General features: G+C 42.1%; 10 protein-coding genes and 1 pseudogene. 1 reads left to right on the top strand and 10 read right to left on the bottom strand.

What is annotated here, in order from left to right; all coding sequences use genetic code 11:
• Window positions 1–146: 146 nt before the first annotated feature.
• From ACFINE_RS08590 to ACFINE_RS08545, 10 genes and pseudogenes are all read right to left on the bottom strand, one after another.
• Window positions 147–1160, bottom strand: coding sequence for a phage tail protein (locus ACFINE_RS08590; protein WP_375621737.1), 1014 nt, complete (start codon window positions 1158–1160; stop codon window positions 147–149).
• A gap of 7 nt (window positions 1161–1167) precedes the next feature.
• On the bottom strand, window positions 1168–2181 hold the full coding sequence (locus tag ACFINE_RS08585) for a phage tail protein (protein ID WP_375621736.1): 1014 nt from the start codon (window positions 2179–2181) through the stop codon (window positions 1168–1170).
• Between the two features lie 8 nt (window positions 2182–2189).
• Window positions 2190–3194, bottom strand: coding sequence for a phage tail protein (locus ACFINE_RS08580; RefSeq protein ID WP_375621735.1), 1005 nt, complete (start codon window positions 3192–3194; stop codon window positions 2190–2192).
• A gap of 12 nt (window positions 3195–3206) precedes the next feature.
• A complete protein-coding gene (locus ACFINE_RS08575; RefSeq protein WP_375621734.1) occupies window positions 3207–3857 on the bottom strand; it encodes a transglycosylase SLT domain-containing protein in 651 nt (216 codons plus the stop codon).
• Window positions 3854–5923, bottom strand: coding sequence for a glycine zipper family protein (locus ACFINE_RS08570; protein ID WP_375621733.1), 2070 nt, complete (start codon window positions 5921–5923; stop codon window positions 3854–3856). The genes ACFINE_RS08575 and ACFINE_RS08570 overlap by 4 nt, the downstream gene beginning before the upstream one ends.
• Window position 5924: 1 nt before the next feature.
• Window positions 5925–7277, bottom strand: a complete 1353-nt coding sequence (locus ACFINE_RS08565; protein ID WP_375621732.1) for a hypothetical protein — start codon at window positions 7275–7277, stop codon at window positions 5925–5927.
• 24 nt (window positions 7278–7301) lie between these two features.
• Complete coding sequence (locus ACFINE_RS08560; protein ID WP_375621731.1) at window positions 7302–8240, bottom strand: hypothetical protein; 939 nt, start codon at window positions 8238–8240, stop codon at window positions 7302–7304.
• A gap of 1 nt (window position 8241) precedes the next feature.
• Window positions 8242–8667, bottom strand: coding sequence for a hypothetical protein (locus tag ACFINE_RS08555; RefSeq protein WP_375621730.1), 426 nt, complete (start codon window positions 8665–8667; stop codon window positions 8242–8244).
• Window positions 8667–10124: a hypothetical protein gene (locus ACFINE_RS08550; RefSeq protein ID WP_375621729.1), complete on the bottom strand. Its 1458-nt coding sequence runs from the start codon at window positions 10122–10124 to the stop codon at window positions 8667–8669. Before ACFINE_RS08550 ends, ACFINE_RS08555 begins: the two co-directional genes overlap by 1 nt.
• 1 nt (window position 10125) lies before the next feature.
• Window positions 10126–10344: pseudogene (locus ACFINE_RS08545) on the bottom strand (hypothetical protein); the annotation flags it as partial.
• Between the two features lie 171 nt (window positions 10345–10515).
• Between ACFINE_RS08545 and ACFINE_RS08540 the strand changes: the two are divergent.
• On the top strand, window positions 10516–11682 hold the full coding sequence (locus ACFINE_RS08540; RefSeq protein WP_375621728.1) for a tyrosine-type recombinase/integrase: 1167 nt from the start codon (window positions 10516–10518) through the stop codon (window positions 11680–11682).
• Window positions 11683–11915 lie beyond the last annotated feature (233 nt).

The raw sequence follows: 11915 nt of genomic DNA, 5'->3' as shown, positions 1-11915 counted from the left end.
TTATGAATGATATCGGCTTTTCATTTTATTTGAATACACACATGCGTTATAATATTCACGTCATGATTTGCTTTTTATGGTCTATTCATACATGGCAATCTTATATAAAAAATGATCAAATGAATCACGTATAAAAAGATGGATTCTTAAGTGGATTCATATAAAATAATTGCAAACAACATATTGACTTTATTGCGTTTTTTTGTATAATGTGACTCTGTAAACCAAAAGGGAGTCTCTACCTGTGGACTTCCTGCTATTTGGTCAAATTCTTGATTACACTTGTCCAAAGCATCCCCACTCAAACCTACACACTCTTCGTCTATAGCTCTCTTGCGCCTTTGCAAGTGAGCTTCAGAAGAAGAAACATCCCGTTTTTTTCGAGAAGAAAGACCTTCTGATGACGCTGGACCTATAAAATGCTCATGCGCTTTTAAAGAACAGGGTTGTATACTTGCAAAAGAACGCCAAGGGTCTAAATTGCGTTCATTATCAAGTCCCCGTAAAAATAGCCCCCGAAAATCGGGAACATTAAACGTCGTGGCGCCATCTCCTTCTCCCCACGTCGTTCCTATGACACAAAATAAATCCCAATAAACATACCGTGAATAAGCACTTCCATCACATGGCAACCAACCATCCGGCAAGCGCTCCATTGCAAACGGTCCTATCAGACCGGAAGGTAAACGTTTTAAGGAAGAAACTTTGCCCCTTGTCGGGTTGAGAACTTGCCAACCCGTAAGCTCTTCATCATACACAAGCGTATAAAGACAGCCATCTTGTATCTCTCCTCCCGATAAGGCTAATAAACCGGTTTCTGTTGCCTTATAAACGGGCTTATCGGCTAAATTATTTAAAGCAATTGTTGTCGCCCCAACATTCTTGCCCTTCGCTTTAAAACAAACCGATATGCCATTCTTATACTCTAAAAATGCCGATTGACTTAGAAGCCTTATCACGCTCGTCTTTTGGTTATTATCAACCGTCACAATCCCTTCAAGCACCCCCCCCGTATCCGATAAATACTCACTTACCCGTTGCATCATAAAACGAGCGCTATTATTAACCGTGTTAGGGTGCTGTCCCTCTGACCAATTAATTAAAGCATCAGCACCACCATTCTCAGATGCCGTTAAAGACCAATCATAAATCGTGGACATCTAAACCTCACGTCTTGATTCCAAACACAACACTCATATTAATCGGGCGCGTCTCACTTATACCTGAACTTGCCAATGCAACATCACGCATGTGAAGGTGGGAATGGGGAAAGGCGAGCTTATGGTGCACGCGTATATCCTCTGCTCTCACGCCCAAACGTTCAGCAAGCTTCAATCTTTGCTGGTCATTCAACACATATCCCCAGATGATCGTCATATCACCATGCCAACTCTCTTCCTGATTTTCATCATTCAAAATCGTAAAGGATTGACCCCCATGGTCATGCTTTCTCATTGCGTCATTTTGTAAAGTGCCAAGATAACGAAAGCGGTCTATCTCGCGGTCATCATCAACACCTCGTAAAAAAACACCACGCAAATCGGGAACATTAAACTTCGTCCAACTATCAGCGCCTCCCCACCTGATCCCTATCGCTTCATAAAGAGCAGGATAATCACTACGCAAATAAGCCTTCCCATCACATGGTAACCAGCCATCTGGCAAAACTTGCATCCCAAAAATCCCTATCGTCCCTAGTGGATAAACAGGGATAACCGGCTCTTGCGATAAAGAGAGAGGCGTAGGATTTAAAACTTGCCAAGCATGATCCCTATAAACCAAGCTATAAATGCACCCCCTTTGAAGCTCGCCTCCCGATAAAACACGGAGACCTAATTCCGTCGCCTTGTAAACAGGTTTAGCCGCCAAATCATTCAAGGCAATTGCGGTTTCCCCAACATTCTTGCCCTTCGCTTTAAAATAAATTGATATCCCATTCTTATACTCTAAAAATTGCGATTGGCTTTGAAGTCTTATCAACGTCGTCTGGTGTTCAGCATCAACCGTAAAAGTGCTTTCAATCACACCACTCGTATCCGATAAATACTCACGCACACGTTGCATCATCACACGAGCACTATTATTCAGACTACTAGGACGTTGTCCTTTTGACCAATCAATCAAATCATCACAATAGGCATTCAAGGAGGCATTTAAAGACCAATCATAGATCGTCGACATCTTACACCTCATGTCTTAATCGCAAACAGAACACTCACATTAACTGGACGCGTCTCGCCTTCACCAGTGCTCTCCAAAACAACCTCTTGGTTCTCATCAAGAGTATGAGAACTTACAATGTAGCCCCCTAAATTCTCACGCTCTATGCCCATAAAATTCGCTAGAGAGCTCCCCCCAAACAAGCCTAGACGATAGCCCAACACATCCGTCGTATTCCCATCCCAAAAGTTTTCGTTGCTGGTAAAATGAGACATCGAAAGGCTCTGTCCTTGATGTTGATGCGACTCGATTAAATCTGTTTGCACACTTGCAAAAGAACGCCCCTCATCAATATTGCGCCCTCCATCAAGCCCTCGTAAAAACATCCCTCGAAAATCGGGAACATTAAATGTCGTGGCGCCATCACCCTCTCCCCAAACCGTTCCTATCGTCTCAAATAAATCACCATAATCACGACGCAAATAAGCCTTCCCATCGCAAATTAACCAATCCTTTGGAATCCCGCGCATTCCAAACGTTCCTATAAAACCCGTGGGATAAAGACTGCTTTCTTCTTCTTCTAAAGGGAGTGGGGTAGGATTAACAAGATGCCAATGATCTCCATTATAAAACAATGTATAAATGCACCCTTGTTGGATTTCCCCTCCTGATAATGCACTGATGCCTAATTCCGTTGCCTTATAAACCGGCTTGCCATCTAAAGCATTTAAGACAATCGTGGTCGCTCCAACATTCTTACCCATAGCCATAAAGCGCAAAACGATACCATTCTTATACTCTAAAAACTGTGAAGTGCTTGCAAGTCTTATCACACTCGTTTGTTGGACAGGATCATTTGTAACAATGCCTTCAAGCTCTCCACCCGTGTCTGACAAGTATTCCTTTATGCGCTGCATCATCACACGGGCGCTCGTATTCACACTGCTAGGATGCTGTCCTTCGGACCAATCAATCAAATTATCAGAACGCGTATTATCCGCCGCTCTAAGCGACCAATCATAAATCGTTGACATTTCTCGTGAATCCTAGCTTCTGTAAAATGGTCCGTAAAACGCCCGCATGAATTGCGTCATCAAAGGATTATCATCATCATCACTCTCTTCTTCTTCCGAAGCCTCTTCTTGTGATGCTAATAATGCCCTTAAAACCTCTAACAAGTTGTCTCTATTTCTAATGCCACCCTGCGCTGTAGGACTTGCTCTATGAGGCTGCCCCCCATACATCTGTAATACACGGTTGACAAAATCACTTGCACGCATAGCGTTGTTTCCACCATTCAAGCCAACCGCATTGCTCCCAACAATTTGCGCCGCATTGGCATGGGGATTTTGAAGAAGCCGCGCGGCTCCTCCTGCTCCTTGTTGATGGGCTAAATACAATTCCGCTTCACTAGGCGCTCTTCCCAACAGGCGGCTTAAATGATTGCGATTATCAAGCGTCAACCGCCCCATGGCATCAGCCGCTTGCATGGGATCAAAACGATCCTGCAAACCATATTGCTTGGCGGTGCTGTCTATAAATTGGTACAACCCACCCGCAGAAGAACGGGGATTCCTTGCATTCGGATTGCCTCCACTTTCCACTTGCGCAACACGGTACAAATAACTCTCTGGCAAACCATAACGCACTGCCGTTTGCCGTATTGCTTGATTAACAGCAGGACTATAACGGGTCATTTCGCATACTCTATTGAAGCACTAGGACCTAACCCTTTTGCTACAGCTCTAGAAACAATCTTCAAGCCTTCATCCGTTATCACACCGGCTTTATGCCACTTCAAAGCACTTTGAATCAATTTGGCAATTTCATTGCGCTCCATTCCTTTAACGCCAAAAGTTGCTAACTTCGCTATTCCGCGCTCTAGCTCTTGTCTTGCTCGTAGCGCCTCTGGTGCATTCGGATGAAAAAATATGTTTCGTGCTAATTTTAAGCCTTGAGCTGGTATATCAGGAATACTATGTGGTACACGAACTCCATCAAAAACAGAAAACTCAGGAGTGCCTTCAAATTTGCTAAAACCCTCTTTTGCTGCATCAGAATAGAATTGCTCCTGATCTACTGCCTTTTTAAAAGTAGAAAACCGTTCCGGTCCTATGGTCCTTTCAAGATTCTCAGACGCAAGATTTTGTTTTAAAAGTTTAGAAAATTCATTAATAGGGTCATCATTTTTTCTGAGTAAATCATCTAAGGCATCTCTCATACCCATCTGATAGGTATTATTTTGTTTTGTCCAATTCCCTTTAGAAAGATTTTCCTGAACTGCATCCCTTTCAAAACTCTTTTCAAGCTTTGTTCCAAAAGCTTGTCTACCTTCCTCAAAGCTATCTGCAAAGTTTTTGAATTTTGCCGCACTACCGCGTGCTGCTTTGTACGTAGGAGAGATTTCGTCCATTATTTTTACCAAATTTTGTTTGAGGACTTCGTATCCTAAAATCTTTTGGTTATCGCCATGTTTCTTACTTTTTTCGATTAAATCATCAAGAGACTGCTTAGTTTGATCTAATAACTCTATCGTAGGTTTATAGTTTATACTACTAAACCTTCTATCATAAAATCGTCTAGGATTTATACTGAGGGGGTGTTCCTCTAAAGTATTGACAGCTTCTTTAAGAGCTTTTTGAAACCCTTTATTTTCAAAAAGTTTATTAAGAGCCGGATAATACTCTCGTCCTATCGGCGTTTGCCTTGCTTGTTCATAAAGATGATCATGCGCTTCTTTCCCTTGCTGTTTAAGCGTCCTGCTTAAAGTATCGCTATGCTGGTATGGAACAATTGTCTGCTCCATCATATCATCAAGACGTTGAACAGAACCGCCTAATCTTTTCTCATGCGCTTGTTTCAAGAGATTATAAACATCTTCATTTGTTTTAGACGCATTCCACAAAGTCTGTCGTAGTTTTTCATTAATATCTGTCAAAAATACTTCGTGAGGTTCTGAACTAAGACGTTCCGTGATCTTTTGGGTTTTATTATCGTAAAGTTGCTTGGCAACTTCTCTCAAAGCTTTATTTGAAACCTCTTTACGAGCAGGATTAAAATAATTCCTCACGACAGGAGGTGATTTTAAAGAATTTCCTAAACTACGAACTGCCTTAGAAATACCCATACCTCCTAAAGCAGCAACCGGCGTCAAAACTGCCCCACCAACACCACCGGCTAATGCCGAATTCACCGTATCATTGTAACCTTTTCCTGCACCAGAACCATGTAAAGCTCCAGAACCTGCCCCAACAATAGCTCCCCTACCTAAACTTCCTAAAGTCGAGCCTGCTCGCAAAAAATTTAATGCGGGAATACCCAAAGATGCTAATGTTGGTAAAATCGAACCAGCAATATAAGCACCAGAAGACAACCATGGATATTTTTTTTCTAAGGCTTTTAGGTAAGCGCGCTCCTTAGCTACCCTTCTATTATAAACCTCTTCTGCCTTTTTATCGCCGCTCCAATAATCCGTAAAACCTGCTTCATTGGCTGCTTGTATCTCATCACTATACCCTGCTGTCAAACCAGATATCCCATGACTCCTTAGTGCATCCGACCACGTAAGATCTTTATCATCAAATGAAAAATCATCTGCTGTAAATTTTGTATTAAATGAAGCCGTATCATCATCAACAAGAGGGGAATAAGGAATATAACCCGTTGTTTTTTTTCCTTGATTACCACGACTGTTCTTCACCGAAGACGTACCATCATTATCGGATACATCATCAACAATGCGAGAATAAGGAATATATGCCATTTTAAGCCCCTTTAACCCTTATCTTTCCATCTTCACCAATAAAGCGTGCACCGGAAGGCAATGCATCTTCCTCTTCTTTGCTGGTAACAAGTGGCAAAGCATTACGTCCTTGCTGTGGAGCTTTAGAATGCGACTGTGAGGTAACCTTATCAACACTCTCTTGCGTTAATTCAATGCTGCTGTCTTCTAGCAATTTCAATACGTCTAATTTCATCTTAGCCAAAATCTGATGGATTTTTTTCAACCTAAACAAGAGCTCTTCATGACCCAAGTCGTACTTTATCTCTCCTAAATAGCTCTTTAAGATATCAAGCTCTCTTTCTGTAAGGTTACCAAAACCAGAAGCACCATTGCGTGAATACCGTCTCATCGTTTCTAAACGGTCAATACCTATACGGTTTTTAATGGAATCAAGCAGTGAACGCATATCACGGTGTTGAGGAACCTTAAAAGAAGCTTGCCAATCAGCAAGATTTCCCGTAGCCCAATCACCATTCTCTTCTATATAATTCATAAAACGTTCAATGTCATGGAGTGTATTACTACTGATAGCTTCACTATTTTTAAGATCTATTGTTTCTCGTAGGCGGTCCATTTCTTCTTTAGATCTAGCATCATAACCGCCGTTCACTTTTTGTAATAGAAAAGCATTCAATGCATCTTTATTCCCAGCCATGAACCGCGCCTCTTCTTCACTGTACCCTTTAGATTTTAGGTATTCGACGGTCTGATTAACCTGCCCTCTTTCCTTATCTCCTTCATTAAGATGCTTCACACCACTTGCAAGCGCATCCCATCCAGAACCATCTGTGGGTGCTGCCGCCATACCTGCAAAAAGATCTTTGAGCTTCTGATACGCATCTGATTGAAAAAACTTATAAGTATTGGACTGTAAAAATTTCTCTGCATCTGTCAGTTCAGGAGTCGGTGTTGGGGAAGCGGGTGCTAATGGTTGCGTTTGTTCATTAATATGAGGTTTTAGTTCTTGTGGAGTACTCTCTAGTGCATTTGGCATGGGTGGATGTTGATCAAATCCAAGAGGCATTTCCGCTTTAGGAGCCGTATAGGGCATAAATGGTCCATATGGATTCAGACTATTCTGTAAATAGGGGTTGGATGGGGCTTGTGCTTTCTCTGGTGTCATCATACTTTCAATACCTGACATTCCAGTCATAAATAGAGAGGTTTTGGGGTACTTTGTTATGAAATTCCCCACGGGGTTCTTTGTTATTAATTGTCCCAATCTATTCGCCCCTGTAACCGCTTTAGGAGCAAGATACCTAAAAACATGAGGCGCAGCTCTTGCTGCCATAAAAGCTGCCCCAGCTAATGGAAATAATATTGGAAATGCCATCACACTCTCCTACAAAACTATTCTTTAATTATTCTCCAGAGCTTTCTTTTGATTCATGTAATCTAAAAAAAACTTGGATGCTCCTCCTGCCAACGCTGCTCCCATTGGACCACCTGCCATGTAACCAAAAGCCATCGGTGCTGCTTGAAGTGCTAAAGAACCTATAGTCCCTACATTTTTCCACGGATTATTGCCCTCTATCTTAGAGATTGTATGATTATTCGTTGTCGTACCGTAATTTCTTGCAAAGCCATGACCGGCGTTCATAAGCATATTCAACCTATTCCAGCCGCTATTGTCTTGTTCCAGCCAACGTTCACGATTGGCATCAACAAGGCGTTGATTGTGGGCATCAAGCACACCTCCCCCTTGTATGGCATTGGAATAGGCATTCCCATAACCCTGTAAGAAGTTATTTGAGGCGCCCAATTGATTTTGATTGGCTTGGTCTATCATGGCATTGGCTTGCATCATGCGATCCGCATCACGATTATACTGGTCTGCTGTAGCACTTGTAGACAAAGCACCAAGTTCATTTGCCAAGACACCCGTATGTGCACCAGAACCATAACGACCCGCACCTGCAAAAGAGCTGTTAATCGTATCTCTTACACGGTCTAAGCTATTTTGAAGAGCAGCATTAAAAGACGGATTCTGTCCAACCATACCACCAGAAGCCATATGTCTAAGATTCATGGCTGCCGACGTTGGATTATAGATTGTATTCATCAAAGAGCGATTTTGATAATGATGAGGAATACTGCCAAGACCACTAATGCCATAGCGCGTTTGATCACTTAACGAGGCAATACGAGGTCCCCCATACACATTACCCCCAATCCCTGTGTCATACATGTTATACGCATCCCTACCCCCACGCTTAAATACATTTTCCATCCAAGCAGGAGGGGCGCTTGTCTGTACCTGCTTTTGTTCTGTTGTTGCTGGTGTCTTGCTCCCCATTTCACAATTCCTTCCTGTAATAAAGCATATCTATGCTGTAACCTTGCTTGTCCAATGCACGTTTCCAACCAAAACGACCCAAGATCTCCATTTCAGAAGCCCCATTCTCACGCGCCCAATCCTCTACAACTTGCAAATTGTTAACCAAATCAAGAACACCCTTGCCACTACATTCACAAATCAGAGCGCGCTTCTTTCCTAAAATTGTCTGTTGTATCTGGGTCGTGACTGCCGCTAAAAAGCGCTCTTCATCATCCAAAACAAGCCATAACTGTTTCTTACCACTGCCAATAGATTCAATGAGTCCTTGCAACGTAATTTCATGTTTGAAACGCTCTACATACTCTCTAAAAGATGCAATGATTTCTTCAAGATAAGGCGCTATACGCTCCATACCCCAAGACGTGGTCAAAAAGACTTTTGCCATTACCCTCTGCCTAAAGGACGTAAATCCACATTAAAGCCCGTAATCATCGTCCAAGGTTCATTCTTAGGAATGCGTAATTTAAACCGGTGATAACGATTGCGCGAACGCCCATGATAAGCACCCGTGACATACGAACACACCCTCTCCTTGTGCCATGTGATCGGTGTCTGATTATTGCGAAGCCGACGCTCTCCAATGCTTAAAAGACCTTCCGTCGTATCAACTTCGGCAAACATCTTCGTAATAAAGTTAAAACTTCCATCCGGTGCCCCCATCTCTTGTGAAACAACCGTTGCCTCCATCGGGGCTCCCGTAAACATAACAAGCCGATTGTTATCATCAAAAGCACCAAGCATTGGCGCGCCACTTTGCCAACGAGGGCTGTCTAAAGAAGCCGGCAATGCCTCAAGATTGATCGAAATCTCATCTAACTGTTCTAAAGTATAACCTGTTGTAAACACTGGAAAGAACGTGAAAAGCTCTCCCTGTAGTGTCGACCATTTCTGCAAGCCCCAATCATAAACAAAGGTCGTTTGCTCGTTATTGTAACTTTTTAAGGACCAGTAAACGCGATTATGGACAGGGTCTATCACCGCTTGCATCTCATCAAGAGCAAGCTTATCAAAGGTCGAAAACACCGTTCGGTCGACCTTTTCAAAGCCTATCGATAAAAGTTGACCATCCAAACTCATTTGATAAAAGCCGCCATCACCAGCAAAAAAGGCATCACTACCACGACAGGCTATAGATGCTGCACTTCTTGCTCCACGCTTGTCTTGTAGCTTTTGAAAAATGAACGGAACCTTAGACCCTAACGTAAAAGAACCGGCATAAACAGCAGAACGTAGAAAAACGATTGGATTGCTCGATTCTGTTGCACCCTGCACATGTTCACCATCATTAAAGTTATGATAATAACAATCTTTAACACCAACCGTCCAATGGGTCGCATCATTGAGACCTGACCAATGGATACGATTAGGATTATCTGTCAATTGCATCAAACAAACAAAATCGCCCCAAACTTTCACCAAACCTGCTTTGGGGGGATTGCCTCCTAAATCTTCAAATCGTTGGGAATTGCGAACCTTGAAAACTTGCGGTTTATCATTTTTATTCACCGCAATGACAGCATCACCGAACAACGCAAACGACCATTTGTTCTCATCATTTGCCTGATACGTCACACCATTTTGACTGATGTCTTGCCAACCACGCGTTTGGCTATCATAAGCATAAAGCTTTTTAGCTCCTCCTACGATTATCTTAACACCATTACCGCTTCTAAAGGCGATTGAACCCAAAGGTTTTTCTTCCAAAGGATTAGAAACAACCATTGCACTAGGCATGGGTATGTAACCGCCATCTGCTGGTAAAACATTCACAAGGCTATCCGTAAAGCTGCCGTTGACAACCGCAACATCTGGTCTGTAATCGGCTACTGGAAAATAAACCATCTTAAAAATCCGTTGGTATTATTCTGGTCACGTTATGACGTTGAGACGTCTCTGCACGCAATTCATGCAACTGTTCGTTAAAGTCATTGTAAGCAGCGGCTGCACAATCGGGTTCTTTAAGAATATTCTTGTAAAGTTCGTATTTTGCACGCGCCTTAATCAAATCAAACGCGTGCACAAACCATGGATGCTCCTCATCAACACTCTCTATCTCTACAAGGCATTGATTTATAATGATAATCTAGTGTTATTCATATTGAATGAGAGTCCCGAATAACCTAAGATTGTCTCATTTTAAATCAGTTTATATTGCTTCAATCAAAACCACTCATTTGCACATCACAAGTGGGATGAATGTGTGGATCAAATTTATATAAGAAAGGAGTAAAAAATGGCTCTTATGAACCGTCTTAATGCAAGATCTGTCGCAACATTGGGGGCTGGCAAATATAATGATGGTGCCGGCTTGTTACTTCATAAGCGTAAAGATGGTGGTGCTCAATGGATTTTACGGTATACCCTTCACGGACGTCGTCGTGAAATGGGCTTGGGAGCGTTGCGAGATGTCTCTTTAAAACAAGCCCGTGAATTGGCAACTGGGTGGCGTTCGGTTTTACGTGAGGGGCGTGACCCCATTAAAGAACGCAATAAACAAAAGCGTGAGGCAATCAGCAATCTTCATTACTTAAAAGATATTGCCGTAGATGCTTTTGAAAGTCGGAAAGCTGAATTAAAAAATGATGGTAAGGCTTGTGATTGGTTTTCACCTTTACGTCTTTATATTCTCCCTAAATTAGGCTGTCTACCCGTTTCAGAGATTACTCAAACAGAGATACGCAATACTCTTGCCCCTATTTGGCATACAAAAGCTGCAACAGCAGAGAAAGCATTGATACGTCTTAATCTTTGTCTTAAACATGCGGCTGCATTAGGTTTGAATGTTGATTTACAAGCAACAGAAAAAGCACGCGCGCTCTTAGGCAAACAACGCCATAAAACGCAAAATTTTCCAGCTATGGATTGGAGAAAGGTTCCGGCTTTTTATAAAACACTTTGCGAAACAACAACAATGACACAACTGGCTTTACGTTTGCTTATTCTGACAGGCGTTCGTACTTTTCCTTTATGTCATATCCATAAAGATCAAGTTGAGGATGATATCTGGACTATTCCTGCTGAAAATATGAAAGGAAAGCGTGATACAACAACAGAGTTTCGCGTGCCTTTATCATCAGAAGCATTAGACATTTTAAAACAAGCGCGCCTTTTATCACGCAATGATTTCTTCTTTTCTGCAACAGGTCGCGGTCCCCTCGCGCATAGGTGTATGGCTCAATATATGAAACGTATTGGACTTGATGCCTGCCCCCATGGATTTCGCTCTAGTTTACGCAATTGGCTTGCTGAAACAACCGATGCCCCCTATGAGGTCGCTGAAACCATTCTAAGTCATACAGTAGGAGGTAAAGTAGAGCGTGCCTATCGTCGTACGGACTATCTAGAACAACGCCGTGTTTATATGGATAAATGGGCGGCTTATGTCACGGGTCAATCTTAAGATATGGGGTGAATAACCCCATGATCTGTTGATAACTTTCTCTCTCTTTTCTCTCATTCTCTCTCAATAAGACTCATAACGTATCACATCAGAAATTATATAATAAAATATTGTTTTCTATAAATAAAACATCTTTCCAAACGAACCAAAATGTGGTTAATAAATAGTTATGATTTGTTACCATTTTTTGATAGAAAGGATTTTAGTATGACAGAAAATGATATTCTTTTGAC

It is taken from the genome of Bartonella sp. AA97HXZ (assembly GCF_042196985.1).
Lineage (GTDB): Bacteria > Pseudomonadota > Alphaproteobacteria > Rhizobiales > Rhizobiaceae > Bartonella.
This window is presented reverse-complemented; position numbering and strand designations above follow the sequence as displayed.